Annotated in this window: 22 protein-coding genes and 1 riboswitch; of the genes, 9 read left to right on the top strand and 13 right to left on the bottom strand. The window is 74.7% G+C overall.

All coding sequences use genetic code 11. The features are described 5' to 3' along the window. Positions 1–32 precede the first annotated feature (32 nt). Complete coding sequence (locus tag ACIQBJ_RS00320) at positions 33–1,145, top strand: CapA family protein (RefSeq protein WP_400700932.1); 1,113 nt, start codon at positions 33–35, stop codon at positions 1,143–1,145. A 22-nt stretch (positions 1,146–1,167) separates the two neighbouring features. Here ACIQBJ_RS00320 and ACIQBJ_RS00315 read toward each other — a convergent pair whose 3' ends face one another. Then, on the bottom strand, positions 1,168–2,358 hold the full coding sequence (locus tag ACIQBJ_RS00315; protein WP_400700929.1) for a transglycosylase family protein: 1,191 nt from the start codon (positions 2,356–2,358) through the stop codon (positions 1,168–1,170). Between the two features lie 3 nt (positions 2,359–2,361). Continuing rightward, a riboswitch (cyclic di-AMP (ydaO/yuaA leader) is annotated at positions 2,362–2,530 on the bottom strand. 280 nt (positions 2,531–2,810) lie between these two features. On the opposite strand from ACIQBJ_RS00315, the gene ACIQBJ_RS00310 reads away from it, so the two are divergent. Both ACIQBJ_RS00310 and ACIQBJ_RS00305 read left to right on the top strand, forming a co-directional pair. Next, positions 2,811–3,377: a Uma2 family endonuclease gene (locus ACIQBJ_RS00310; RefSeq protein ID WP_400700926.1), complete on the top strand. Its 567-nt coding sequence runs from the start codon at positions 2,811–2,813 to the stop codon at positions 3,375–3,377. A 167-nt stretch (positions 3,378–3,544) separates the two neighbouring features. Continuing rightward, a complete protein-coding gene (locus tag ACIQBJ_RS00305) occupies positions 3,545–4,291 on the top strand; it encodes a hypothetical protein (protein ID WP_400700923.1) in 747 nt (248 codons plus the stop codon). 21 nt (positions 4,292–4,312) lie between these two features. On the opposite strand, the gene ACIQBJ_RS00300 is transcribed toward ACIQBJ_RS00305, so the two are convergent. Further along, entirely contained in the window at positions 4,313–4,651 is a 339-nt protein-coding gene (locus ACIQBJ_RS00300; protein ID WP_400700920.1) for a hypothetical protein, read from the bottom strand. A gap of 310 nt (positions 4,652–4,961) precedes the next feature. On the opposite strand from ACIQBJ_RS00300, the gene ACIQBJ_RS00295 reads away from it, so the two are divergent. Then, positions 4,962–6,278 carry an MFS transporter gene (locus tag ACIQBJ_RS00295; RefSeq protein ID WP_400700917.1) on the top strand — a complete coding sequence of 439 codons (1,317 nt, stop codon included), beginning with the start codon at positions 4,962–4,964 and terminating at the stop codon, positions 6,276–6,278. 73 nt (positions 6,279–6,351) lie between these two features. On the opposite strand, the gene ACIQBJ_RS00290 is transcribed toward ACIQBJ_RS00295, so the two are convergent. The 4 genes from ACIQBJ_RS00290 to ACIQBJ_RS00275 all read right to left on the bottom strand — a co-directional run bounded on the left by ACIQBJ_RS00290 (position 6,352) and on the right by ACIQBJ_RS00275 (position 9,665). Then, positions 6,352–6,633: a pyrimidine/purine nucleoside phosphorylase gene (locus ACIQBJ_RS00290; protein WP_400700913.1), complete on the bottom strand. Its 282-nt coding sequence runs from the start codon at positions 6,631–6,633 to the stop codon at positions 6,352–6,354. Positions 6,634–6,748: 115 nt separating this feature from the next. Continuing rightward, on the bottom strand, positions 6,749–7,510 hold the full coding sequence (locus tag ACIQBJ_RS00285) for a tyrosine-protein phosphatase (RefSeq protein WP_400700910.1): 762 nt from the start codon (positions 7,508–7,510) through the stop codon (positions 6,749–6,751). Further along, on the bottom strand, positions 7,507–7,842 hold the full coding sequence (locus ACIQBJ_RS00280) for a hypothetical protein (protein ID WP_400700907.1): 336 nt from the start codon (positions 7,840–7,842) through the stop codon (positions 7,507–7,509). Before ACIQBJ_RS00280 ends, ACIQBJ_RS00285 begins: the two co-directional genes overlap by 4 nt. A gap of 365 nt (positions 7,843–8,207) precedes the next feature. Then, on the bottom strand, positions 8,208–9,665 hold the full coding sequence (locus ACIQBJ_RS00275; RefSeq protein ID WP_400703409.1) for a glycine hydroxymethyltransferase: 1,458 nt from the start codon (positions 9,663–9,665) through the stop codon (positions 8,208–8,210). 281 nt (positions 9,666–9,946) lie between these two features. On the opposite strand from ACIQBJ_RS00275, the gene ACIQBJ_RS00270 reads away from it, so the two are divergent. Next, complete coding sequence (locus ACIQBJ_RS00270; RefSeq protein WP_400700904.1) at positions 9,947–10,462, top strand: DinB family protein; 516 nt, start codon at positions 9,947–9,949, stop codon at positions 10,460–10,462. Positions 10,463–10,568: 106 nt separating this feature from the next. Then, positions 10,569–11,060 (top strand): hypothetical protein, encoded by a 492-nt coding sequence (locus ACIQBJ_RS00265; RefSeq protein WP_400700901.1) that lies wholly within the window; start codon positions 10,569–10,571, stop codon positions 11,058–11,060. A gap of 104 nt (positions 11,061–11,164) precedes the next feature. Here the strand turns inward: ACIQBJ_RS00265 and ACIQBJ_RS00260 are convergent, their stop codons facing one another. After that, a complete protein-coding gene (locus tag ACIQBJ_RS00260) occupies positions 11,165–12,484 on the bottom strand; it encodes a chitinase (RefSeq protein WP_400700898.1) in 1,320 nt (439 codons plus the stop codon). Positions 12,485–12,781: 297 nt separating this feature from the next. After that, positions 12,782–13,597 (bottom strand): TetR/AcrR family transcriptional regulator C-terminal domain-containing protein, encoded by an 816-nt coding sequence (locus tag ACIQBJ_RS00255; RefSeq protein WP_400700895.1) that lies wholly within the window; start codon positions 13,595–13,597, stop codon positions 12,782–12,784. 308 nt (positions 13,598–13,905) lie between these two features. Here ACIQBJ_RS00255 and ACIQBJ_RS00250 point away from each other — a divergent pair, with 308 nt between their 5' ends. Continuing rightward, positions 13,906–15,414, top strand: a complete 1,509-nt coding sequence (locus tag ACIQBJ_RS00250) for an MFS transporter (protein WP_400700892.1) — start codon at positions 13,906–13,908, stop codon at positions 15,412–15,414. Positions 15,415–15,496: 82 nt separating this feature from the next. On the opposite strand, the gene ACIQBJ_RS00245 is transcribed toward ACIQBJ_RS00250, so the two are convergent. Continuing rightward, positions 15,497–17,134, bottom strand: a complete 1,638-nt coding sequence (locus ACIQBJ_RS00245; protein WP_400700889.1) for a cellulose binding domain-containing protein — start codon at positions 17,132–17,134, stop codon at positions 15,497–15,499. 317 nt (positions 17,135–17,451) lie between these two features. Next, positions 17,452–18,387 carry a lytic polysaccharide monooxygenase gene (locus tag ACIQBJ_RS00240; RefSeq protein WP_400700886.1) on the bottom strand — a complete coding sequence of 312 codons (936 nt, stop codon included), beginning with the start codon at positions 18,385–18,387 and terminating at the stop codon, positions 17,452–17,454. 685 nt (positions 18,388–19,072) lie between these two features. On the opposite strand from ACIQBJ_RS00240, the gene ACIQBJ_RS00235 reads away from it, so the two are divergent. Beyond that, positions 19,073–20,449, top strand: coding sequence for a collagen-binding domain-containing protein (locus ACIQBJ_RS00235; RefSeq protein WP_400700883.1), 1,377 nt, complete (start codon positions 19,073–19,075; stop codon positions 20,447–20,449). 57 nt (positions 20,450–20,506) lie between these two features. Here ACIQBJ_RS00235 and ACIQBJ_RS00230 read toward each other — a convergent pair whose 3' ends face one another. Next, complete coding sequence (locus tag ACIQBJ_RS00230) at positions 20,507–21,022, bottom strand: protein phosphatase (RefSeq protein WP_400700880.1); 516 nt, start codon at positions 21,020–21,022, stop codon at positions 20,507–20,509. A gap of 236 nt (positions 21,023–21,258) precedes the next feature. On the opposite strand from ACIQBJ_RS00230, the gene ACIQBJ_RS00225 reads away from it, so the two are divergent. Beyond that, positions 21,259–22,641 (top strand): lamin tail domain-containing protein, encoded by a 1,383-nt coding sequence (locus tag ACIQBJ_RS00225; RefSeq protein WP_400703406.1) that lies wholly within the window; start codon positions 21,259–21,261, stop codon positions 22,639–22,641. A 53-nt stretch (positions 22,642–22,694) separates the two neighbouring features. Here ACIQBJ_RS00225 and ACIQBJ_RS00220 read toward each other — a convergent pair whose 3' ends face one another. Together ACIQBJ_RS00220 and ACIQBJ_RS00215 are read right to left on the bottom strand one after the other, a co-directional pair. Then, on the bottom strand, positions 22,695–23,711 hold the full coding sequence (locus ACIQBJ_RS00220) for a hypothetical protein (RefSeq protein ID WP_400700877.1): 1,017 nt from the start codon (positions 23,709–23,711) through the stop codon (positions 22,695–22,697). A 166-nt stretch (positions 23,712–23,877) separates the two neighbouring features. Further along, the gene (locus ACIQBJ_RS00215) at positions 23,878–24,540 is read right to left on the bottom strand and encodes a hypothetical protein (RefSeq protein WP_400700874.1); all 663 of its coding nucleotides are present in this window, start codon (positions 24,538–24,540) and stop codon (positions 23,878–23,880) included. Positions 24,541–24,611: the final 71 nt, after the last annotated feature.

Here is a 24,611-nt window from a genome sequence, read left to right as displayed (position 1 = left end):
GTGCTGCGTCACCGAACCACCGGGGGATCACCGTGCGTCGCGCACCCGTCGGCACCGCCGTCACCGCCCTGCTGCTCGCTGCCGCCGCCACCGGCTGCACCGGATCGGCGCCCGCCGGGGACGCGGCCGCGCCCGCGGCCACGGCCGCCGGGACCTCGGCACCGCCGGTGCCGTCCGTGCCGCCGGCACCGCCCGTGCCGGACGGCAGCATCACCGTCGCCTTCGCCGGGGACGTCCACTTCGAGGGACGCTCGGCCGCCCGGCTCTCCGCGCCCGCCGCCGAGACCGCGCTCGGTCCGATCGCCGCGACGCTGTCCGCCGCCGACCTCGCCGTGCTCAACCTGGAGAGCGCGATCACCGCCCGGGGCAAGCCCGAACCCAAGCTGTACAACTTCCGGACCGGCCCCGAGGCGCTGACCGCCCTCAAGGACGCCGGCGTCGACGTGGTCTCGCAGGCCAACAACCACGCCGTCGACTACGGCCCCGACGGCCTCGCCGACACCCTCGCCGCCAAGGCCGCCGCCCCGCTCGCGGTGATCGGCATCGGCAAGGACGCCAAGGAGGCGTACGCGCCGTACGTCACCACGGTGCGCGGCGTGAAGGTCGCGGTGCTGGCGGCCAGCCAGATCGAGGACCTCACCAACCAGAAGTGGCGGGCCGGCGACCGCAAGCCCGGCATCGCCTCCGCCCTCGACGAGGCCGCACTGGTGCGCGCCGTCACCGCCGCCAAGGCCCAGGCCCCGGTGGTCCTCGTCTACCTGCACTGGGGCGACGAGGGCAAGACCTGCCCGACCGCCGCCCAGACCAGGATCGCCAAGAAGGTCGCCGCCGCCGGCGCGACCGCCGTGGTCGGCACCCACGCCCACACCATGCTCGGCTCCGGCATGCTCGGGAACACCTACGTGGCGTACGGCTACGGCAACTTCCTCTGGTACGGCACCTCCGACTACACCGCCTCCGACGAGACCGGCGTCGCCACCCTCACCGTCACCCGCGAGGGCAAGGTCACCGGCGAGACCTTCACCCCCGCGCACATCGACGGCCGGGGCGTCCCCGTCCCGCAGACCGGGGACGCGGCGAAGGCCGCCCTGCAACGGCGGGACGGCCTGCGCGGCTGCACCGGACTGGCCGCCGTCCCCGGGTGACGGCGGCCGGTCCGCGAGGGCGTCAGCCCAGCTTCAGCACCTGGCCGGGCTTGATCAGGTCCGGGTCCTCGCCCACCAGCTGCTGGTTGGTCCGGTAGAGCTCGGACCAGCCGCCGTCCACCTGGTGGCTCTTGGCGATCCCGATCAGGGTGTCGCCCGGGCCCACCGTGTACGGCGCGGCGGGCGCGGGGGCGGTGCTCGGCTGCGCCGCGGCCTCCGCCGGGGCGGGGGCCGCGGGCTGGGACTGGGCCGGGGCCGCCGGGGCGGTGCTCGCCGGGGCGGCGGCCCCGGCGTCCGGGGACGGGGTGCCGGACGGCGCGTCGGACGGTGCGGCCGGGGTGCCGCCGTTCCCGGGGGCGTCCGTGCTCGGGGCCGTCGGGCTCGGCGTACCGGTCGGGTCGGTCGGGGCCACCGGCAGGCCGGGGAGCGCCGGGGCGCTCGGGTCGGCCGGGACGGTGGGGGAGACCGGCGCGGTCGGCGTGCCGGTCGGGTCGGTCGGGTCGGTCGGGGCCACCGGGGTGACCGGGGCGACCGGGACGATCGGCGACGGCGTGGCGGAGGGCGCGACCGGCTGAGGGTGCGTCAGCTGCATGTAGCGCTCGTACAGGCTCTGGTGGCCGGTCCAGAACCAGCCGCCGTTCTTCTCGTACCAGTACACCTTGTACACCGGGTCGTAGCCCGGCAGGCCGGAGAAGACCGGCGCGCCCGCCTTGCCCGGCACCGTGCCGTCCGCGGCCGTGTTCACGGCGGCGGCACCCCGGGCCCCGCGCAGCGAACCCGTCTCGTCCGCCGAGTCGTTGTCGTCCACCACGCCCGGCGCGGAGACCACGTCCAGGCCCGCGCCGTCGGCGCAGGCCGACCAGGGCGACGGGCCCTCGGTGGCGAGGATGCGCTCGGCGACGGCGATCTGCTGGCTGCGGCTGGCCGTGCTCGGCAGCGGCGCGTAGGACGTGCCGCCGTAGTCGGCCCAGCGCTGCGCGTTGATCTGGAGGCCGCCGTACAGGCCGTTGCCCTGGTCCGCGCCCCAGTTGCCGCCGCTTTCGCAGTCGGCGACCCGGTCCCAGACCGCGCTGGGCGCGGCGTGCGCGCCGGTGGCCGCGAGCAGCGGCAGGGCGATGCCGATACCGGCCACGCCGGCCGCGGCGATCGCGCGCTCGGCCGCCTTCTCCGCCTGGCTCTGCCGGCGGTGGCGCCCCGAACCCGTGAAGAGCATGCGAGATCCTCTCCGTACGCCTGCGAGGTGAGCTGTCGGGTTCGGACCGGGAGGGAGGTCCGGCCGCCGCGCGCCGGACGGAACCGGTGCGGACGACTTCACCCCGAGCCGCGGGGACGGCAACAAACCTGGTTCCCCCACCCCTGTCCAAGGGTTGTGGTGGTCGACCCGGCAGCACGGTGGACAGGGCTCGGCGTGTCCGCGCGCGGGGCCCGACGGTGCGGGCTGGGAGGAACCCTATTCACTCGAACGCGTCAATCACAAGCGCGTCGCGCTGACATCACGCAACCGTCACGCCCTGGCCCGGCCGGTGTGTGAACGACCTGTTGACGCCTCGTCGGCACGGAGCCGCGCCACGGGTCCGACCCGAAACGGTGAACTTCCCGGACGGCGTGACCGGGGCCGACGGCCGGGGAAGAGAATCGGAGGGAGCGGAGCAGCGGAGGTGCGCGATGAGTGCGGCAGCCCACGTCCCCCGGGACTACCACGTCGCCGACCCGGAGCAGGCCCTGAAGTACGCGGTCCAGCACGTCGCCTGGGACCGTACGGAGCTCGTCGAGGGGGTCATCACCCCTGTGTCGGTGTCCTGGGCGCGCGGGAGCGCCGTCGAGGCGGTGCGTCGGCAGATCGCGCCGCGGCTGGAGGAGTTGGGGCTGGTCTCCGGTTCGGGGAACCTCGACCTGCCCGGGAGTGAGAACTGGTTCATTCCCGATCTGGCGGTGGTTCCGGCCGAGTTGGCGGCGAAGACCGAAGGGGCACTCCTGCCGGACCAGACTCTGCTGGTGGTCGAGGTCACCTCGCCGTCGAACGGGGAGACCGACCGGACGGTCAAGCGGCGGCGGTACGGCCAGTACGGAGCACCGGTCTACCTGCTGGTGGATCGCCAGTTGCGGGAGTGCACCGTCTTCTCCGGGCCCGGGCGGCTGGGGTACGAGGAGGTCGACGGGCCGCATCCGTTCGGGCGGGGTGTCCGGTTGCCCGCGCCGTTCGACCTGGAGATCGACACCGGCCGGTTCTGAGGTGCGGGGCTCAGGTGGTCGTGCCGGCGTCGGTGGGTTCGCGGGACGCGGTGGGGCTGGGCGCGGCCGTCGGACAACCAGGTCGGAGCTGGTGCGGTGGACGATTTCGGCGTGCTGGCAGACTTGCGCACTCGACGGTTGTACGAACTGTGGAGGTTGTTGTGCGCGTGGTGAGACCGCCGGCCGTGATCGTGCTGGTCGGGATCGGGCTGTCGGGCCTGACGGCCTGCGGGTCCGGAGGGAAGCCGGACAAGAGCGCTGCCCCGGCGGCCCCGGCGTCCGCCGCGGTCGCGCTGCAGGACCTGTCGGCGGGGGAGATCGTGGCCCGGACGCGGGCCGCCGGTGAGCAGTTGATGAGCACGACGTACACGGTTTCCATGCCGGGGCACCCCGAGGGTGCGCTCACCGGTACGTTCGCCGGGGACAGCGCCCGGGGCTGCGCGGGTAGTTACCGCAGCGAGGGCAAGGGCTCGGCAGAGATCCTCCGGGCCGGTGCGGAGGTGTGGCTGAAGCCCGACGCGGACCTGGTGAAGGCGGCCCCGCAGACCGCCCCCGCGGCGGCGGCCGGCAAGTGGCTCCGGCTCCCGGCGGACAACTACAACAACCCCAAGAGCTTCGTCTCCTTCTGCGACCTCGGCATGGCGGTCCAGAAGCAGGTCGGCCTGAACACCGACGGCACCGCCGGCCGGGACCTCGCCAAGGCGGGCACCCGGCAGGTCGGCGGGGTCGCGGCCGTCCTCGTGACGATGACCGACGAGGACGGCACACCGGTGACGTACGCCATCGCTGCCGAGGGCAGCCCGCGGGTGCTGTCCGCGGACAGCGGGGCGGGGCGGATGGTGCTCACCTTCACCGGCTTCGACCAGAAGGTCGAAGCCGCCGCGCCGCCCGCGGACCAGGTCTTCAAGGGCTGACCGGGGGGCGCGCGCCCGTGGTCAGGGGCGGCGGCTGTTGCGGCGGACCAGCCAGATCACCAGGGCGACCACCGCGACGACCACGACCACCAGGAGGATCAGGCCGATCAGGCCGCCCTTGGACTTCTTCTTCTTTTTCTTGTCCTTGCTCTTGGCGAGGTGGACCGGGGCCTGCTCCCGCTGCCCGGTGCTGCCCTGGGCCTGGGCGCCCGCCGCCGGGGCCTGCTGGCCGGTGCCGGCGGCGACCGCGGCCGTGACCGTGGTGGGGCGCGCTGCGGCCGCGGCCGGGCCGGCGGCCAGGGCGGTGGTGCCGCCCGCCAGGGTCAGGGCGAGCAGTACTGCGGCCAGACGTGTTCTCATCGGTTCGACCCCGTTCCCGCCGGCCCACGCGGCCCGCGACCGGTTCACTGTGACAGCGGTCGGATGCCCCGGGACAGGGGAAGGATGCCGTCCGTTCCCGGACTGTGACGGTGTAACGGGAGTGCGCCGAGGGCGCGACGGTGCCGTGCGCCGACGGTGCGTCAGACCGCTCGGGGGGAAGGGCGACCGGCCCGCGGGGCCGCCGGAAAACGGGCATTGACGGCGTTGCGGATAAATCACGCGACAAGGGGTGGTCGGAGCTTCTAGCATCGCGGTGCTCGATGTGACCAGTGGTGTACGGAGGTTGTCCATGGCTGGGCTGGTGCCGGAGGTGCTCCGGGCCGAGCGGCAGTTCGCCCGGCTGTTCGTCGGGCAGTCGTTGTCGGTGCTCGGCGACCGGGTGACGTTCGTCGCGCTGCCGTTCGCGGTGGTGTCGATCGGCGGCTCGGCCGCCGACGTCGGGCTGGTGGTCTCGGCCGGGCTGATACCCCTGCTGGTGTTCACCCTGATCGGCGGCGTCTGGGCGGACCGGCTGCCCCGCCAGTGGATCATGCTGGCCTCGGACGTCGTGCGGTGCGTGGTGCAGGCGGTCCTCGCCGTGCTGCTGCTCACCGGCCACGCCGGGGTCTGGACGATGGCGGCGCTGACCGCCGTGTTCGGCCTCGCCGAGGCTTTCTTCCTGCCCGCCTCGATGGGCCTGCTGCCCCTGCTGGTGCCCGTCGAGCGGCTGCGCGAGGCGAACGCGCTGCGCGGCTTCGTGCAGTCGGCCGGGCTGGTGCTGGGGCCGGGGCTGGCGGCCGTGCTGGTGGCCTCGGTCGGCCCCGGCGGGGCCCTGGCGGTGGACGCGGTGAGCTTCGCGGCCAGCGCGTTGGTGCTGGCCCGGCTCGGCCCGGTGGCCGGGGGCGGCGCGGCCGGGGCGGAGGAGCGGCCGGGGTTCCTGGCCGAACTGCGGGTCGGCTGGCGGGAGGTCCGCAGCCGGACGTGGGTCTGGTCGGGCATGCTGGCGATGGCGGTCTACCACATGGTGGTGCTGCCCTCGGTGTTCGTGCTGGGCCCGGTGCTGGCCGACCGCCAGTGGGGCGGTGCCGGGGCCTGGGCGCTGGTGACGGCCGCGTTCGGCGTCGGCTCGATCGTCGGCGACGTGTGCGCCTACCGGCTGAGGCCGGCCCGGCCGATGGTGGTGATGGCCGCCGCGCTGGCGGTGGCGTCCTGCCAGGCGCTGATCATCGGCTCGGGCGCGCCGGTCGCGGTGATCGCCGCGCTGGAGGCCGTCACGGGCGTCGGCGTCGCCCTCTGCTACGTCCTGTGGGAGACCTCGCTGCAGGTGCACATACCGGAGCGGGTGCTGTCCCGGGTCAGCTCCTACGACAACCTGATCGCGGTGGCGCTGATGCCCGTGGGCATCATGCTGGCCGGCCCGCTCTCCGACACCCTCGGCCTGCGGCCCACCCTGTTCGGGATGACGGTCCTCGCCGTCCCGCTCGCCCTCGCCCTGCTGGCACTGCCCGCCGTCCGCCGCCTGCCCGCGCAGGCGGTCCCGGCCCCCGAGCCGATACCCGGGGCGGTGCCTGCTCCGGCCGCCCCGGCCGTCCCGGCGACTCCGGCGGCTCCGGCGGTCGGGGTGTGACGCCGGGTCGACCCGCCCGGCGCCCGGCCGGTGCTGACGTTCCGTCAGGGCGGGCCCGGGCGGGCGCGGAGGCTCAGCGGTAGTCGCAGAGGTACGCGGTGTCGACCTCGACCTTCAGCTGGAAGCGGCTGTCGCCGGGGACGTCGAAACGGGTGCCCGCGCCGAAGGTCTCCCAGGCGTCCGCGCCGGGCAGCTTCACCGTCAGGGCGCCGCTGACCACGTGCATGGTCTCCGGGGCGGCGGTGCCGAACTCGTACTCGCCCGGGGCCATCACGCCCACCGTCGCCGGGCCCTCGGCCGAGGTGAAGGCGATCGACTTGACCGTGCCGTCGAAGTATTCGTTGACCTTGAACATGCGCGTTGCTCCAGAGCAGCGGGGGAGGGGGTGCCGAACGGCGACCGGCACGGAGGGTAGCCGTCCCGGGGTCCGCCCCGCCGAGCCGTCCGCCGGTTGGTCAGGGCTCGGCCGGTCAGGGCGCGGCCGGCCCCTGGCCGAACCGGGCCCGCAGCGCGGCGAGTTCGGCGGGCCGCGCGCCGTGGGCGCGCAGGTGGGCGTCGAGCGTGCCGTGCTGGGCCCGGACGGAGAGCAGGGCGCGCCGCAGGAGCCCGGCGGCGACCGGCCGGCGGGCGTGGCCGCCACCGGCGCCGGGGCCGCTGCCGTCGCCGCTGGTACCGTCGGTGCCGCCCGGGGCCAGGCCGAGTGCGGCGTTGGAGCGCAGGAAGTCGGCCAGCACCTCCTGCTCGTCCGCGCCCAGCAGGGTCTGCAGCAGGGCGACCACCACCCCGGTGCGGTCCTTGCCGGAGGCGCAGTGCACCAGCACCGCACCACCGTCGGCCGCCCCGAGCAGCCGGACCAGGGCCGCCGCCGGGCGGCCCGCCGACTCGGCCATCAGCGGGTACAGCTCGGCCGGTTCGGTCGGCCAGCGCTGCTCGGCGAACACCGGGACGTGCAGGTACCGGATGCCGCCGCCCGCACCGAAGGGGCCGGAGAGCGGGGAGCCGGTGCCCGGCGCGTCCGGCCGGGCCGCGAGTTCGGGTCCGCTGCGCAGGTCCAGCACGGTGCGGACGCCCAGCCCGTGCAGGGCCCGCAGCCCGGCGGGCGTCAGCCCGTCCAGCGCGGCCGAGCGGTAGAGCACCCCGCGCGGCAGCGCCCCGGCCCCGCCCGCGTCCCGCAGGTTGCGCACGCCGGGAACGGGCCCGTCCGCCGCCGTCGCCGGTTCGTCCACGATCATGCGGGCCATCCTAGGCCGCGCCCCCGGCGGCCCGGGTCGGCCCGGTGCGGTCGGGGTCGGGTCGGGAGATGGTCAGCAGGACGGGGGGTGTGCTCGCGGATCGACCGGCCGTCCAGTTCGAGGGCCACGCCCGCCGCGGCCGAGTAGGTGGTGGGGAACGGGACGGCGACGGCCGGGGGCTTCCCGTGGCTGCCGCACAGCCCCGGGTACTCCAGCACGTCGCCGTGCTCGAACGGCCCGTCGTCCAGGCCGGCGACCTGGGCGGCGGTCAGCCCGCGCCCGATCAGGTAGTCCGTCATCGTGGCGCGGTCGCTGCGGAAGGAGACGGCCACCTTGACGAGCCCGGTGCCGGGGTCGAGGCGGGCCAGGTGGTGGATGTCCTCCGCCCCGGCGGGGAGCGGCAGGGTGGTCTCGGCGAGGGCGCGGTCCAGCGGGAGGTCGGTGCCCGCGCAGGCCCGGGGGTCGCCGAACGGCGGCCCCTAGGCCGTCAGCCGGTGCACCACCCAGCTGCCCGCCCCCGCGACGGTCAGCAGCAGGACCAGGCCGATCACCCACCGCACTGTGTGGTCCCCCGCGTCCGACACCGTCAACCCACAGTTCGTGTACGGTAGTTCGGAAGAACGGGACGGTAGCACGGGCGCGACCGCCCCCGGCCCGGGCCGCGGAGACCGGGGCGGGGGCCGGGGGAGGGGCGGGGTCAGCCGAGGGCGGGGATGCCCGGGTAGAGCGGGTAGGGGGCGAGCAGGTCGACGGCGCGCTTGGCGACGGCGTCGCGCAGCGCGGGGTCGAGGGTGTACTGCGCCTTGGAGGAGCCGGCGGGGGCGGTGCCCGCCAGGACGGTGTGGACCAGGTCGGCGACCTCGTCGAAGTCGGCGGTGGTCAGGCCGCGGGTGGTCAGCGCGGGGGTGCCGAACCGGACGCCCGAGGTGTACCAGGCGCCGTTCGGGTCCTGCGGGACGGCGTTGCGGTTGGTGACGATGCCGGAGTCCAGCAGCGCGGCCTCCGCCTGACGGCCGGTCAGGCCGTAGGAGGAGACGTCGGCGAGCACCAGGTGGTTGTCGGTGCCGCCGGTCACCAGCCGGGCCCCGCGCCGCAGCAGCCCCTCGGCCAGCGCCTGCGCGTTGTCGACGACCTGCCGGGCGTACACCCGGAACTCGGGGCGCCGGGCCTCCGCGAAGGCCACCGCCTTCGCCGCCATCACGTGCGAGAGCGGGCCGCCGAGCACCAGCGGGCAGCCCCGGTCGACGTGCTCGGCCAGCTCCGAGGCGCACAGCACCATGCCGCCGCGCGGGCCGCGCAGCGACTTGTGGGTGGTGGTCGTGACGATCTGCGCGTGCGCGACCGGGTCGAAGTCCCCGGTCAGCACCTTGCCCGCGACCAGGCCCGCGAAGTGCGCCATGTCGACCATCAGGGTCGCGCCGACCTCGTCCGCGATCTCCCGCATCTTCCGGAAGTTCACCGGGCGCGGGTACGCCGAGTACCCGGCGACCAGGATCAGCGGCCTGAAGTCGAGGGCGATCCGGCGCACCTCGTCGTAGTCGAGCAGCCCGGTCGCCGGGTCGGTGCCGTAGCTGCGCTGCTCGAACATCTTGCCGGAGATGTTCGGCCGGAAGCCGTGGGTGAGGTGGCCGCCGGAGTCCAGCGACATGCCGAGCATCCGCTGGTTGCCCAGCTCGCGGCGGAGCTCCGCCCAGTCCTGCTCGCTCAGATCGTTGACGTTGCGCACGCCGGCCCGCCGCAGCGCCGGGCTCTCCACCCGCTGCGAGAGCACCGCCCAGAAGGCGACCAGGTTGGCGTCGATCCCCGAGTGCGGCTGCACGTACGCGTGCTCCGCGCCGAACAGCTCGCGGGCGTGCTCGGCGGCCAGCTCCTCCACCGTGTCGACGTTGCGGCAGCCCGCGTAGAAGCGGCGGCCCGGGGTGCCCTCGGCGTACTTGTCGCTCAGCCAGTTGCCCATCGCCAGCAGCACGGCGGGGGAGGCGTAGTTCTCACTGGCGATCAGCTTCAGCGAGGCGCGCTGGTCCTCGATCTCGGCGCCGATCGCGGCCGCCACCCGCGGCTCGACGGCGCGCACCACGTCCAGGGCGCTGCGGAAGGCGGTGTCGGCGGCGGGCCCGGCGAAGGTGTGGGCGGAGCTGTGGGCGGACGCGGGCAGGGAACGGGACTCGGCCAAGGCGGTCTCCTCGTACGGAACGGACGATTCGGACGGCCCAGGCGCACGGCGACAGCAGGCGGAGCACACGGGCACCCGCACGGAGCCGCTCCCCGATGGTGACTTCCATCCCAGCGCGCCAGTCACGGCTCACCGGGATGCTACCAACTCCCCGGACGGGCGCGGCAGCACCCCCGGGGGCGGGCAGGTGAGCGGGCAGGTGATCGGAACGGGAGTCGAAATCCCCTGGTGCGCCCGACCGTTCGTTCGGCATGATCGGGCGCATGACATGGACCGTCCCCGCCACCGACCGCCCCGAGGGCTCCCTCACCGCGCCCGAGGCCGAGCTGCTGCCCGAGTACCTCGCCTGGCACCGGGCCACCTTCCTGCACAAGTGCGCGGGCCTGACGGGGGAGCAGCTCGCGCTGCGCCCGCTGCCGACCAGCTCGCTCTCGCTGCTCGGCCTGATGCGCCACCTGGCGAAGGTCGAGCGCACCTGGTTCCGGATCCGGTTCGCCGCCGAGGCGGTCGAGCCGCTGCACTTCGTGGTGGGCCACAAGGACGCCGACTTCGACCTGCTGGAGCCCGAGCGGGCCGAGCAGGAGTACCTGCGCCTGCTGGAGGAGCAGCGCCTGGCGGACGAGGCGGTGGCGGGCGCCCCGCTGGACGCGCTGCTGGCCGAGCACCGCGAGGAGATGTCGCTGCGGATGACGTACCTGCACGTCACCACCGAGTACGCCCGCCACAACGGCCACGCCGACCTGCTGCGCGAGCTGGTCGACGGGGTGACGGGCGACTGATCCGGCGGGAAGCGGGCTCCCGGGGGGTCAACTCCGTTGCGGGGGAGGGAAGCTGACGAGTACTCCGGATGACGGTCCGATCGTGTGATCGGATAGCATACTGAGTATGGGACCTCTCGAGCCGAACATCCCCGAGCTGATCCTCGGGCTGATCGTTTTCTTCTTCCTCTTCGGCGTGCTCGGCAAGGCGCTCCTGCCGCGCATCGAACGCACGCTGACCGAACGGCACGACCGCACCGACGGCGGCATGGCCCGGGCCGAGGCCGCCCGGGCCGAGGCGGAACGCATCCGGGACGAGTTCCGGGCCGAACTGGCCACCGCCCGGCACGAGGCGGCGGCGATCCGGCAGGCCGCCGCCGAGGAGGGCGCGGCCCTGGTCGCCGCCCTGCGCGCCGAGGGCCAGCAGCAGCGCGAGCGGCTGGTGGACGAGGCGCACGTGCAACTGGCCGCCGACACGGTGCTGGCCGAGGCCGCGCTCCGTGAGGACGTCATCGCGCTGGCCACCGAGCTGGCCTCCCGGGTGGTCGGCGAACCGCTCGCGGACCTGCCCGGCACCCGCGCGATCGCGGAGGAGTACCGCGGCCGGGCGGTGAACTGACGCACCGCCGGACCACGGCGCAAGGGGACGGGCCGTCCCGGACCGGAGCTTCCCGCTCCGGGACCGGGGCGGCCCGTCCGCCGTTCGGTGCTACGGGCGCGGGGTCAGCAGGCGCCGTTGTCGGCCCAGACGCCCCACTGGCCGCTCAGCGTCGGGTCCTCGTTGACGGTCCACCACTTGTTGGTCCAGTAGTGGCCCTTCCAGTTGACCTTGGTGCCGGCGGTCGCGTACGTGGTGGTGGCGCTCCAGCTCGGGGCGGCCGAGCAGGTGCCGCCGGACGGGCTCGGCGAGGTGCCGGTGCCGGTGCTCGTGCTGGTGCTCGGCGACGGGGAGGGCGAGGTGGGCGGGGTGGCCCCGGCGAACTTCACCGTGTACTTGGTGAAGTCCCAGTCGTTCTGCGCCACGCTGGAGCACGAGCCGGACAGGCCCGGGTCGACCGTGCCGGGGCACTGGCGGTCCCGGTTGACCGACCAGTAGGTGTAGCGGGCCAGCTTGTGCGCGGTGGCGAAGTCCAGCACGGTCTGGAAGTCGGCCTGCCGGAAGTACTCGGCGGCGTCGGTCCGGCCGTTCATCAGCGAGACGCCCTCGTGCGCGTAGGCGTTGGCCTCGGTCCAGCCGAAGGTGTTCTGCAGGATCTGGTTGAACTTCACCAGCGCGTCGGTCTGCGCCGCCGCCCCGTTGAAGCCGCCGTCGAACGGCATGATCGAGTAGTTGGCGGGGGTGAAGCCCTGCGACTTCGCCTCCAGCAGCATCTGGGTGCCGAACCAGCCGGTGCCCGCGTTGGTGCCCGCCGTGGTGATCGAGACGTAGAGGCCCGGGTTGTTCTGCTGCAGGATGCGGGCCGCGCCGATCTCGTTGTGGATCGCGGCGGTGTTCTCGTACTCGGGCTCCTCCAGGTCGAAGTCGATCGCCTTGAGGCCGTACTTGGTGACCACCTTCTGGTACCCGGCGGCGGTCGCCTCCGGGGTGCCGCAGGTCTGGCCGAGCTTGGTGCCGCCGTAGCCGCCCACCGAGACCGAGACGTCGCCGCCCTTGTTCCGGATCGTCTGGATCACGGCCGGCATCGCGGTGTCGGTGTCGATCGAGGACGTGCCGCCCCAGGCGGGGCTGCAACTGCTGCCCTGGGCCAGGATGAAGGCCAGCTGGAAGGCCTTCTGGCCGGTGGCGTCCATCACCGCCGCGGCGTCCGGCGGGCTGTTGTCCTCCGGCATCAGGTAGGGCGCCGAGGCGTACCAGTTGTTGCCGAGCCCGGTCGCGGCGGTGGCGGCGCTGGCCGGGCCGGAGGCGGTGACGGCGGCCACGCCGCCGGCCAGCAGGCCGAAGACGGACAGGGCCACCGCCAGGGCGCGGCGCGGGCGCCGGGCCGGCGGGGCGTCGGCCGGGCGGTGGGCGGTGGCGGGGTGTGGGGGAAGTGCGCGTTCCATCGGGAACCTCTCCGGGAGGCGGCGAGGACGGCGGCCCGGGTGCGCGCGGGGCGAAGTGGGGGTGCGCACCAGGGTCAACGGTCGGGTACCAAGCCGAGGTTGACGTGACTGCCCACTGGTATAGACCTGTGCCGGTGCCCCGTCAACCCTTGCCGCCGGAGCCGCGCCGGAGCCGCGAGGGAGCCGCAGCAGGGCCGCGCCGGAGCGCACAAAGCGCAGGTCAAGAGAGGTCCAAGGGGAGGCCGGGTCGGGTGGCCGACGAACCGTCGGAACGTGCGAAAGCGCCCGCGGGACGGATCAGTCCGACCGGCCGCGCTCCCGCCCCCGCTCGCGGCCGTGCTCCCGGCCGTGCTCGCGCCCGCGTTCCCGCCCGCGCTCCCGGCCCCGCTCGCGCCCGCGGGCCGGCGGCCCGGCCGGGAGGTAGGACTCCAGGCCGCGCAGGAACACCTCGACCTTGAAGGCGTAGCGCTCGTCCCCGTCGCCCGACACCATGGTGTCGGCCATGCCCTGCAGGTTCGGGAAGCGGTCGGTCGGCAGCGCCTCCAGGAAGGAGTGCAACTGCCCGAAGTACTCGTGGATGCCGGTGCCGCGGGCGATCCGCTCCGCGTAGACCGAGGACTCGTAGGCGTCGGTGTCGATCAGCTGGCCCAGGCCGTCCAGCGCCCAGGCGGCGACCTGCGGTGGCAGGCCGACCCGGAGCAGCAGGTCGAGCAGGAACTCGGTGACGGTCAACTGGCTCTCGCCGAGCGGGATGCTGCCCAGCGAGACCAGCGAGACGTCCCGGTGCGAGGTGAGCACGCGCTGCGCCTCGAAGCAGATCTCGGTGATCTGCTCCTTCCAGCGCTCGGGCTCGGGGCGCGGCGGCAGCCGGATCTCCGAGACGACCCGCTCCAGCAGGAGTTCGAAGAGCTCCTCCTTGTTGGAGACGTGCGCGTAGAGTGAGGCCGGGCCGGTGCCCAGCTCCTGCGCCACCCGACGCATCGTCACCCCGGCCAGCCCCTCGGCGTCCAGGACGCGGACGGCGGTCTCCACGATCAGCGAGCGGCTGAGCGGCTGCCGCGGGTCCGCCTTGCGGGGCTTGTGCCACGGGATCGCGGGCATCTGCGCGGGCATGCGGGCCACCTGCTTTCGCTGAACGTTCGACCGTCGAACATCGTACTCCGGACGAACGGCGTTCGACGCGGGTACGAAGCGATCGGGCCGGAGAACGGCTGGAGCGCTGGTCGGAGCGGGTGCCCCGGGGGCGGACCGGGGGTTCCCCGGAGGGGACTCGGGGTCGGGGTCGGGGAAAGATCGGGGTCGGGGCGGGGTAAATCCGTTTGACGGGAACGCTGCTCGACTCGTAGAACAGTGTTCGTCCGAGCAAACACCGTTCACCGCGCGGCCCCCGTCCACCGCGCCCGGCACACTCAGGAGTTGCGATGACCGACGCGGTCACCACCTCGCCGCCGTCCGCAGGCGCGGCCGAACCCTACCGCTGGCGCTGGGTCGCGCTGTTCGTCATCCTCGCCGCCGAGGTGATGGACCTGCTCGACTCGCTGGTCACCAACATCGCCGCGCCCGCGATCCGGGCCGACATCGGCGGCGGCGAGTCCACCATCCAGTGGCTCGGCGCGGCCTACACGCTGGCGATGGCGATCGGCCTGATCACCGGCGGCCGGCTCGGCGACATCTTCGGCCGCCGCCGGATGTTCATGATCGGCGCGGCCGGCTTCACGCTCGGCTCGCTGGCCTGCGGCCTGGCCCAGGAGCCCTGGCAGCTGATCGCCGCCCGGATCGCCCAGGGCCTGCTCGGCGCGGTGATGCTGCCGCAGGGCCTCGGCATCATGAAGGAGATCTTCTCGCCGAAGGAGCAGGGCGCGGCGTTCGGCATGTTCGGCCCGGTGATGGGCCTGTCCACGGTCGGCGGCCCGATCCTGGCCGGCTGGCTGATCGACGCCGACTTCGGCGGCACCGGCTGGCGGATGATCTTCCTGATCAACATCCCGCTCGGCCTGTTCGCCCTGATCGGCGGCCGGGTCTTCCTGCCCGCGCGGGCCGAGGGCCCCACCGTCCGGCTCGACCTGCTCGGCGCGCTGCTGGCGGCGCTCGGCGCGGCCACCGTGATCTACCCGCTGGTCCAGGGCCGCGAGCACGACTGGCCGCTGTGGGCGTTCGCGCTGCTCGCGGTCGGCGTCGCGGTGTTCGGCGTGTTCGGCTGGTACGAGGCGCGCCGCAAGGCCGCCGGGGCGGACCCGCTGGTCGAGCCGAGCCTGTTCGCCAAGCGCGGCTTCAGCGGCGGCATGGTGCTCGGCCTGATCTTCTTCACCGCGATGACCGGCTTCTGGCTGACGTTCAGCCTCTACACCCAGCTCGGCCTGCACTACAGCGCGCTGAAGTCCGGCCTGGCGGGCATCCCGGCCTCGGTCGGCATGGTGGTGGCCTTCATCGCCTCGCAGGCGCTGCAGAAGTTCGGCCGCCGGGTGATGCACGCCGGCCTGCTGGTGATGCTGGCCGGCGTCGGCGCCCTGATGTACACCCTGCACGCCGAGGGCGCCACCGTGACGCCCTGGCAGACCACGCCCGCGCTCGCCGTCACCGGCCTGGGCATGGGCCTGGTGATGGCCCCGTTCTTCGGCATGGTGCTGGCCTCGGTCGAGACGCACGAGACGGGCTCGGCCTCCGGCACCCTGACGTCCATCCAGCAGCTCGGCGCCGCCCTCGGCAGCGCCATCCTGGGTACGGTGTTCTTCGAGCGCCTCAAGACGGCGGACTTCGCCAGTGCCGAGCAGATCACGCTGTGGACCGAACTCGGCCTGCTGGTCGTGGTGTTCGCCGCGATCTTCCTGCTGCCGATGCACGGCCGCCCCGAGCACGGCGAGGGCGAGGAGCCCGGCGGGGACGGCGCCGTCCCCGCCCCGCGCAAGGCGGACGCGCCCCAGGCGGTGTGACGCGTCGTCGGTGGCCCGTCGCCGCCGACGGGCAGGGCCGTCCCGCGACCGCGGGACGGCCCTGCCGTGCGTGCGGGCCGGATCAGCCCTTGTACGCCGCGAAGATCTTCGAGAACTGGTACGGCGTCTGCGGGATGTTGGTGCACTTGGGCAGCGAGCCGGTGCAGGCGTTGGCGTCCCGGGTCATCTCCCAGAAGGCCAGCTCGCCGAGGTGGTTCTGCTGGGCGAAGGCGAGCAGCTGCTGGGCGTCGGAGATGCCGAACACCTCGGAGGCGGTGTCGTTCTGGCCGAGCATCGGGGTGACGCCGACCATCGCGTACGCCTGGGCGTCCGTCAGGCCGGTCCAGACCGAGCGGATCTGCGCCTGGGTGGACTGCGCGGACTGGATCGCGTAGGCGCCCATCTTCCCGGCCGGGCTCGGGGCGGCCCAGTCGCCGAAGTCCATCGCCATCACGTTGACCAGGTCGACGGCCAGGCCCGCGTTCTTGGCGGACTGCAGGATGTAGACGCCGTCGGTGGTCAGGCCGCTGGGCAGCACCGGCAGGGTCAGGCTGACCTTCAGGTCGCGGCCCTTGGCCCGCTGCGCGGCCTGGACCTGGGCGAGCGCGGCCGAGCGGCGGTCGACCGAGGCGTGGTCGGTGACGGCGGTGCCCTCGATGTCGAAGTCGACCCGGTCGAGGGCGTAGACGTCGACGACCTTCTGGTACTGCGCGGCCAGCGCGGCCACCGTGGTGCAGGACTGGGCGAGTTCGGTGCCGTTGGCGCCGCCGAAGGACGGGCGGACGTCGCCGCCGGCGTCCCGGATCGCGTCCATGTCGGCCTTGTCCCAGCCGGTGGCCGGGTCGTAGGCGCCGAACCAGCTGGCGGTGCACGGCTGGGCGCCGTTGATGATGAACGCCAGCGAGAACTCCTTGAGCCCGCCGGCCGCGGCCAGCGCGGGCAGGTTCGGCGTCGGGTACGCGCCCATGTCCACGTACGGCGCGGCCGTCCCGGCGGCGGTGCCGGTGCCCGCGACGGCGGTCAGCGCCGAGGAGTTGGCGGACTCGTTGCCCGCCGCGTCGAAGGCGCTGACGGTGAAGGTGTGGCTGCTGCCCGGGAGCAGGCCGCGCACGGTGGCCGAGGTGCCGGTGGTGGTCGCCACCACCGCGGAGCCCTCGCGGACGTGGTAGCCCGCCACCGCCGTGTTGTCGGTGGAGGCGCTCCAGCCGAGCGTGACGCTGCCCGGTCCGGTGCCGGTGGAGCGCAGGCCCGCGGGCACGGACGGCGCGGCGGTGTCGGCGGGCGCGCCCGCGCACGGCTGGTTGTTGATCGTGCAGTTGGCGGGCGCGGTCTGCACCGCGCCGGTGCTGACGCCGAAGCCGACCGCGGGGGCGGCCGCGCCCGGGGCCAGTGGCGAGGCCCAGCTCGGCGAGGTCACCGTGTAGTGGGTGCCGGTGGGGGTGGCGGTGGAGGTCAGCACGCCGTTCCACAGGCCCGAGACGCTCTCGCCGGGCGGCAGGTCGAAGGAGAGCGACCAGCTGTTCACGGTGGCGTTGGTGTGGTTGGTGACGGTGTAGGTCGCCTGGAACCCGGTCGACCAGCTCTGGGTGACCGCGTAGTCGGCGACCAGTCCGGAGACCCCGGCCGCGTCGGCGGCAGCGGCGGCATCGGCGACGGAGGCGCCCAGCGGGGCGGCGATCAGTGCCGCGGCTGCGGCGAGCGAGAGGGTGACGCGCCTCATCGGCGGGTCCTCCTTGAGGTGTGTGGGGGATGGGGAGGGCCGTGCTCGGGTGCGGGGAGCGCACCCAAGATGGTCCAGACCAATTCGGGACGTCAATCCGAAGTCTGCCGGTTTTGCCAGGAGTTGACGCATCGGAGGGCGCGAGTGGGCCTGATCGGACGCGAGCGGGCCCGAGTGGGCCGGGAGGTGCGGGCGGACGCCCGGGAGGGACGACGGAGGGCGCGGCCCCCGAAGACGTGGGGGAGGGAGCCGCGCCGCCCGCCCGACCCCGGCCCCGGGGTCGGGCGTCCATGGGCCGTCGCCGGACCGTCGTCGGGTCAGGCCGCGACGGCGGCGGCGCGCATCCGGCGGGTCAGGAACACGCCCGAGGCGGTGGCCGAGAGCAGCCCCGCGCCCGCCAGCACCAGCAGGGCGTCGCCGCCGCCCGCGCCGGTCGCGGCGTCCGCGGCCTCGACGGTGGTGGCGGTGTTCGCGGCGTTCAGGGCGACGTCGCCGCCGTGGCCGTGGTGCGCGACGGTCGAGCGGGCCGCGCCCGCGTCGATCTGCGCCTCGGACGGGCCGGACGGGTTCGTCGCCGCGAACGGCGCGACGGCGCCGGCGGCGGTGGCCGGGGTGCCGCCGAAGTCGACGTCCGAGCAGCCGTAGAACGCCTCCGGGCTGTCCGAGCGCTGCCACACCATGTAGACCAGTTGGCGGCCGGTGCGCTGCGGCAGCGTCACACCGACGTTGTAGTAGCCGTTGTCCGAGGTGCGGGCGGTGGCGTACGTGGCGATCGGGTTGGCCAGGTCCAGGTCGGACCACTTCAGCGGCTTGGTGGGGTTGTAGCCGCTGTTGGTCAGGTACAGCTTCATGGTGCCCTGGTGCGGCGCGGTGACCCGGAAGGTGAAGGTCTTCGCCCCGGCCGTCACCGCCGTGGCCGGCCAGTCGGTGCGGGCCCAGTCCAGGGCCCGGTACTTGTCGCGGTTGGCCGAGCAGAGGTGGCCGTCCGGGATGATCTGCTGGCTCTGCCCGTTGGCGCTCGCGATGTTGACCTCGTTCCAGTCGTACAGCGGCTGGGTGCCGCTGTCGGCCACCAGGTCCTTGCACACCTGGGACTTCGGGGTCTCCGGCCCCTCCGCGTAGCAGGTCGCGACACGGCTGGGCGGACCGAACATCGCGCCGTGCGCGTCGGCGGTGGTGACGGTGAGGGCGGTGACGGCCAGGGCGCCCGCGCCCACCGCGGAGGCGGTGAGCAGGCGACGGGACCAGGACATGGTTCTCCTCGGGGAAAGTCGGGCCGGCTGTGGGGGAAAAGCGGCACGTCTGCCCGCGCCACGGGGAGCGACCCCGGGGCCGCGCGGCGTGGACCCGGCACGCCGCGAGCGGAACGAAGGCTACGATTGGCCTATACCAATTGACAAGAGTCGGCCAAGTGGGGGCAGTCGCCCGGTGGCGGGATTCGGCCACCCGCCACGGCCCTTGCCGCACAGCCGACCTGGCGGTGCGTCAGCCCTCCGGCCACCCCGCCGGCCAGCGGAATCGGCCTTCCGGCACCCGCGCCCGCCACCCGCCCGACCGGACCGCGCCGACCGGGACACCCACCCGGCGGCGGGCCCGGGCGGGGCGGAGGAATAAGGCCCAGGTAACCCTGCGATAAGGCGCCGGACGGACGCGGACCGGCGCTGACGGGCGCTGACGGGCCGTCGGAGGGCGCGGGCGCCACCCGCTGCCGTCGCTCTTCTTCCCGGCTCTTCCCGGCTCTTCCCAGCCGTCCTTCGCCGGAGGGCGGGGTCGCGGCACCCGTCGCGTCCCCCGTCGCCCGTGGCCCCGACCCCGGGGCGGGCCCGGTGGCCGTTCTGTCGCGGACGCGCCGGTGGGGCCGGACGGGGTACGGCCGTACGGTGGACGGGCCGCGTGGCGTGGCGGGATCGGGGGCCGCGCCTGCCTAGTGTCCCGGCTATGTCCGCACGCCCCCTCGTGCTCGCCGCCGCCTCGCTCGGCCTCGCCGCCGCCCCCGTGCTCGCCCTGCTCGCCCCCGCGGCCGGGGCCGCCAGGGTGTCGGGCCGGGCCGTGATCGGGAACCCGGTCGCCGGGAACCACGGCTACAACGCCTTCGTGGAGCAGGACGCCACACTGGGCAGCACCGAGGCGGAGGGGCCGGTCGCCGTCGGCGGGAACCTCGCCTTCGGGTCCGGCTACAACGTCAGCCTGCACAGCACCGGGACGTTCACCGCCCCGGGCGACGCGCGGCCCGCCGCGCTGCTGGTCGGCGGACGGGTCGACTTCGCGGGCAGCTCCCCGGACGGGGTGCTCAAGGTGCTGAGCGACGGCTACCTGAAGATCGGCGACCTGACGGGCTCCACCGTCCTCGCCACTGACAGCAACAACGCGCAGGTCGACACCCAGGTGGTGGCCGCGGGCACGGCCCACGACTCGGTGCCCCGGATCGAGCTGACCACCCGTCAGCCGGTCGCCTCGGTCGGCCCCGCGCCCGGGCTGATCGACTTCGGCGCGGCCTTCCGGACCTTCCGCGAGCGGGCCCGGGCGATGGCCGCCTGCCCGCAGAACGTCACCCTGGTCGACGACGCCGGACGCCCGCTCCCCGCCGACTTCGCCCCCGGCACCACCGGCCGCCTCACCCTCGTCCAGGGCCGCACCAACGTGCTGCACCTGACGGGCGCCCAGCTGAACGACCTCGCCGAGATCAACTTCCAGAACCGGCCGACCCGGGACACCCCGCTGGTGGTCCTCGTCGACACCACCGCCGAGGGCGGCGTGTACGCCTGGTACAACCCCAACACCCCCGGCATCAGCGGCCCGCAGGTCCCCTACGTGCTCTGGGACTTCCCCGACGCCACCGAGATCACCATGGTCGCCGGGGACTCGCTGGAGGGCACGGTCTACGCCCCGAGCGCGCACCTGAAGGACGTCAACGCCTCCAACATCGAGGGCGACGTGATCGCCCGCGCCTACGAGGCCGGTCCGCTGGTCGGCGGCGCCGCCGCAGGGGCCGGCGAACTCCACTACCGGCCGTTCGACGCCACCGTCTCCTGCGAGGACACCAGCCCGAGCCCCAGCCCTTCGCCCAGCTCCAGCACGGCGGCACCGACTCCGAGCCCCAGCGCCAGCACCGCCGCGCCCACCCCGTCCCGGACGCTGCCCGCGCCGACCCCGAGCGCGACCGGTCCGACCGGCCCCGGGGGCGAACTCGCCGAGAGCGGCGCGGCCACCACCCTCCCGCTGACCGCCGCCACGGCCGCCGCCGCGCTCGGCGCGGGCGCGCTCCTCGTCCTGCGCCACCGGGAACGCGGGGGACGCGGGGGACGCCGGGGCTGACCGGGTTGACCGGGCGGACGGGGCTGACGGGTGTTCGGGGCCGACGGGTGTTCGGGCTCAGGGCGGCGGCGGGGACAGCGCGGCCAGCAGCCGCGCCGTCTCCAGGCCGGTCGCCAGGTAGTCCACCAGCAGGCCGTCCCGCAGCGCCAGGGGCGAGCGGCGCTCGCGGACCAGGCGGACCGCCTCGTCCGGCGCCGACCCCAGCTCGACCAGGGCCTGCGCGGCGACCAGCGCCGAGCGGTTGCGGCCGGTGCGGCCCCGCACCAGCACGCTCTGGCCCGAGACCACCGCCTCCGCGACCGTCCGGGACAGCGACTGCACGGCCGTCAACTGCCAGGCGTCCAACGGCCCGTCCGGCAGCGCCAGCACCCGGTGCGGCCGCCCCGGGGCGGGCCCGTGACCGGCCGCCGCGCACAGGCTGACCACCAGGTCGAACTCCGCGTCCACCACCACCGGCAGGCGCCGCCCCGCGGCGTCCGTCCGGTGCAGGCCGCCGAGCCACAGCCCGGGGGCGATCTCGTTCCACGGCGCCGACGGCTCGGGCGCGCCGCTGCCGTTCTGACGGGTACTCATCCCAGCTGCCTCCCGCCCTGGAACGCGGACGGCCGCGCGGTGGTTCCCGCCCGGGCCGGAAAACCGGTTCGGGGCCCGGGGATTCGCCCGGCGTTCACGGGGGGAACAGGCCCCGGTGAGGCCGCGTTGGGGCGGGGCCGGAACGTTGGTCGGCACCGCTCCGCACACCCACGACCCGAGGGACGGAACCCGTGACCGAACCGCGCGCCCCCAGGTGGCGTCGTCGACTCTCCCCGCTGCTGGCCGCCGTCGTCCTGCCGGCCGCCGCCCTGGGAGCCCTGACCGCGCCCCCCGCCGCCGCCGCGCCGGCCGCCGACATCCGGATCAACGAAGTGGTGACCACCGGATCGGTCGACGACTCGATCGAGCTGTACAACAAGGGCACCGCGACGGTCGACCTGTCCGGCTGGGTCCTCAAGGACAACGACAACAGCAGCAAGTACAAGGTCGCCTCCGGCACCACCCTCGCCCCCGGCGGCTACAAGGCGTTCGACGTGCACGGCAGCTTCGGCCTCGGCTCCGCCGACAGCGCCCGGCTCTACCTGGCCGACGGCACCACCCTGGTCGACTCCTACAGCTGGACCTCGCACTCCGACCCGTCCTGGTCGCGCTGCCCCGACGGCACCGGCGCCTGGGGCAAGGCCGCCGCGCTCACCCTCGGCAAGGCCAACAGCTGCTCCGGCGGCGGCGGTTCGACCAGCCCCGTCGCCTGGCCCGGCAGCTCCGCCGTGACCACCGCCGACGCGGCGAACGTGTTCGGCGAGGACCTCTCCGGCCTCCAGTTGGAGGGCGGCGTGCTCTGGGGCGCGCAGAACTCCGGCAAGCTGTGGCGGCTCGTCCCGAACGGCTCCGGCGGCTGGAAGCCCGACACCGCCAACGGCTGGGGCAGCGGCAAGGCCCTGCGCTTCCCCGGCGGCAGCGGCACCCCCGACGACGAGGGCGTCACCCTCACCGGCGCGGGCTCGGCCGGCGGCGTCTACGTCTCCAGCGAGCGCAACGCCGACTCCTCCTCCACCAGCCGGCTCTCCGTGCTGCGCTACGACGTCTCCGGCAGCGGCGGCACGCTGACCGCCACCCGGGAGTGGAACCTCACCCCCGACCTGCCGTCCACCGGCGCCAACCTCGGCCTGGAAGGCATCACCTGGGTGCCCGACGGCTACCTGACCGGCGCCGGCTTCAAGGACGCCGCCACCGGTGCCGCCTACGACCCGGCCCGCTACGGCGCGCACACCGGCGGCGTGTTCTTCGTCGGCGTCGAGGGCACCGGCACCGTCTACGGCTACGTCCTGCTGGAGGCCGGCGGTTTCACCAAGGTCGCCACCGTCGCCAGCGGCATGGCCGGCGTGATGGAACTGTCCTGGGAGCCGCAGGCGAACCGGCTCTGGGCGGTCTGTGACGACACCTGCTCCGGCCAGCTGCGCACCTTCAAGGTCAACGCCTCCGGCGCGTTCGCCCTCAGCGCCGTCCACAACCGCCCCACCGGCATGCCGAACCTCAACAACGAGGGCTTCACCCTGGCCGGCGCGGGCGAGTGCACGGCCGGCAGCAAGCCCGTCTACTGGTCCGACGACAGCAACACCGGCGGCCACGCGCTGCGCAGGGGCAGCATCACCTGCTGAGCCGCCCGCCGGCGCTCCGTCCCCCGGAAGGCGACGGAGCGCCGGCGCGACGGTCAGGTGCGGAAGCCCGCGTGGACGTGGTCGTGGTGGGTGTCGTCGCTGAAGAACTGGTTGGCCGTCCCCCCGCCGGGGAGCAGGTACGGGCCGCCCACGTTGTACGAACCGGCCGCCGCCGCGTCCCGCATGAAGGACCGCACCAGCTCCGCCGGGGTCGCCGGGTCGACCACCGGGTGCCCGTCGATCCGCCAGGTGTCGAAGGCCCGCCCCTGCGGATGGTCGCTGGGCCGGTCGGTGCCGAACACCAGCAGCGGGTGGCCCGAGCGCAGCACGCTCGGCTCGAACGCGTACGTCCCCGCCAGCGCCAGCATCGCCGCCAGCACCGACGCGTGCACCTGCCCCGAGCGGACGTCCGCCGCCCCCGCCGGGGGCAGCACGATCCGCGGAGAGGCCAGCACCCGGGTCGCCGGGTCCGGCAGCGCGGCCGCCGCCGCGCCCGGGTCGGCCGGGTGCAGGGCGGTGACGGTCCACCGGGGCGCCGCCCGGGACAGCCGGACGTCGACCGTGCTGCCCGCCGACACCACCGCGCCGTCCGGGCCCGCCAGCCACTGCCGACACACCACCAGCACGCTCGCCGAATCCGCCAGCAGCCCGCCGTACTGCGCGTACACCACCTCCAGGGCCGCCCGCGGCGCGTCCGCGAGCAGCGCGCCGCCCTGCTCGGCCAGCCCTGGGTCCAGCCCCAGCGCCGCCACCCGCGCCCGGGCCGCCGCCACCCCCTGCCCGCCCGCCGGCCACCCGCCGACCGCCTCCACCAGCTGCGCCGCCCGCAGCTTCACGTCCGGCCGCAACTCGCCCGCGCCGGGCTGCCAGGCCGCGGGGGAGGGGAAGGGCGACGGGCTGGCGACGGGGCTGCTGGGGCTGCTGGGGCTGCTGGGAGTACCGCCGGGGGTGCTCGGGGTGCTCGGGGTGCTCGGCGGGGTCGTCGCACCGGACGAACACGCCGTCAGGGCGCAGCCGAGCCCGGCCAGCAGGACGGCCCGGCGGCCCGGGACGGCATCGGGGAGGCGCACGCTCCCACTATCGGCCGCCCCCGGCCGGACGGGAAGGCCGACCCGCCGGGGACGCCCCCGAGGGTCAGCCGGTCGGGGCCCGCCAGGAGCGGAACCACGGGTCGGGCCAACTGCTCGGCGGGCGGCTGCGCCGGGCTCGTGACGAGGTGACGGGCCGTCGGGGGCGTCAGGTGAGTTGGAGGAGCAGGTCGGCGGTGAGGGTGAGGGTGAGGACGGCGGCCGCGGTGGCGGTCAGGCGGCGGATCAGGGTGGGGCGGCGGAGGGCGGGGAGGCGGGTCGGGGCGAAGGTGCGGGTGAGAATGACGGTCAGGGCGCAGAGGCAGGCTCCGGCGAGGAGGGGGCCGCCGGTGGTGATCAGGGCGGTGACGGCGTGTCGGCCGACGCCGAGGGTGGTGCAGGAGCCGTCCGGGGCGCAGTGGACGTCGGCGACGGTGCCGGGCCGGTAGGAATCCGGTGCGCCGTCGTAGGTCAGCGGCCGCCCGGCGGGGTCGGTGCCCCGGCAGTGGCGGGTCAGGTTCCGGTACTCGCCGGTGGTGCGGCACTCGGTGACGGTCATCCCCAGCACGGGTTGGTGGTGCCGGTCGCGGATCTCCGCCGAGGCGATGGCCCCGGCCACCGTCAGGGCCACCCCGAGCGCGACCCCGGCCAGTGCGAACAGGGCGCCGAGCAGGGCGGCGGCGAGGGCGGCCGAACGCCGCCCCGGCCGGTCGCGTCCCGCGTCGCGCCTCGGGGTGGGGCCGTGCTTGGTCCGGTCCGTCCCGGCGGTGCGCGGCCTCCCGGCTCGCGGTCCCCCCGACGGCGATTTCTTGGCCTGCGGCTTCCCGGACATGGCTGGACCTCGGACTTTCCCCCGTGCGACGCGACGGCACACCGTACCGCCGACCGCGACCGGTGGGTAGC

This window comes from Kitasatospora sp. NPDC088391, assembly GCF_044753345.1.
GTDB lineage: Bacteria > Actinomycetota > Actinomycetes > Streptomycetales > Streptomycetaceae > Kitasatospora.
Note: the sequence above shows the minus strand (reverse complement) of the source record. Positions and strands in the feature narration are given on the sequence as shown.

Excerpts from the sequence above, each read along its gene's own strand:
- ACIQBJ_RS00290 (WP_400700913.1), bottom strand. The coding sequence starts at position 6,633 with ATGTTCAAGGTCAACGAATACTTCGACGGCACGGTCAAGTCGATCGCC.
- ACIQBJ_RS00265 (WP_400700901.1), top strand. The coding sequence starts at position 10,569 with ATGGGACCTCTCGAGCCGAACATCCCCGAGCTGATCCTCGGGCTGATC.
- ACIQBJ_RS00285 (WP_400700910.1), bottom strand. The coding sequence starts at position 7,510 with ATGATCGTGGACGAACCGGCGACGGCGGCGGACGGGCCCGTTCCCGGC.
- ACIQBJ_RS00250 (WP_400700892.1), top strand. The coding sequence starts at position 13,906 with ATGACCGACGCGGTCACCACCTCGCCGCCGTCCGCAGGCGCGGCCGAA.
- ACIQBJ_RS00270 (WP_400700904.1), top strand. The coding sequence starts at position 9,947 with ATGACATGGACCGTCCCCGCCACCGACCGCCCCGAGGGCTCCCTCACC.
- ACIQBJ_RS00215 (WP_400700874.1), bottom strand. The coding sequence starts at position 24,540 with ATGTCCGGGAAGCCGCAGGCCAAGAAATCGCCGTCGGGGGGACCGCGA.
- ACIQBJ_RS00235 (WP_400700883.1), top strand. The coding sequence starts at position 19,073 with ATGTCCGCACGCCCCCTCGTGCTCGCCGCCGCCTCGCTCGGCCTCGCC.
- ACIQBJ_RS00230 (WP_400700880.1), bottom strand. The coding sequence starts at position 21,022 with ATGAGTACCCGTCAGAACGGCAGCGGCGCGCCCGAGCCGTCGGCGCCG.
- ACIQBJ_RS00245 (WP_400700889.1), bottom strand. The coding sequence starts at position 17,134 with ATGAGGCGCGTCACCCTCTCGCTCGCCGCAGCCGCGGCACTGATCGCC.
- ACIQBJ_RS00295 (WP_400700917.1), top strand. The coding sequence starts at position 4,962 with ATGGCTGGGCTGGTGCCGGAGGTGCTCCGGGCCGAGCGGCAGTTCGCC.
- ACIQBJ_RS00255 (WP_400700895.1), bottom strand. The coding sequence starts at position 13,597 with ATGCCCGCGCAGATGCCCGCGATCCCGTGGCACAAGCCCCGCAAGGCG.
- ACIQBJ_RS00240 (WP_400700886.1), bottom strand. The coding sequence starts at position 18,387 with ATGTCCTGGTCCCGTCGCCTGCTCACCGCCTCCGCGGTGGGCGCGGGC.
- ACIQBJ_RS00310 (WP_400700926.1), top strand. The coding sequence starts at position 2,811 with ATGAGTGCGGCAGCCCACGTCCCCCGGGACTACCACGTCGCCGACCCG.
- ACIQBJ_RS00300 (WP_400700920.1), bottom strand. The coding sequence starts at position 4,651 with ATGAGAACACGTCTGGCCGCAGTACTGCTCGCCCTGACCCTGGCGGGC.
- ACIQBJ_RS00315 (WP_400700929.1), bottom strand. The coding sequence starts at position 2,358 with ATGCTCTTCACGGGTTCGGGGCGCCACCGCCGGCAGAGCCAGGCGGAG.
- ACIQBJ_RS00260 (WP_400700898.1), bottom strand. The coding sequence starts at position 12,484 with ATGGAACGCGCACTTCCCCCACACCCCGCCACCGCCCACCGCCCGGCC.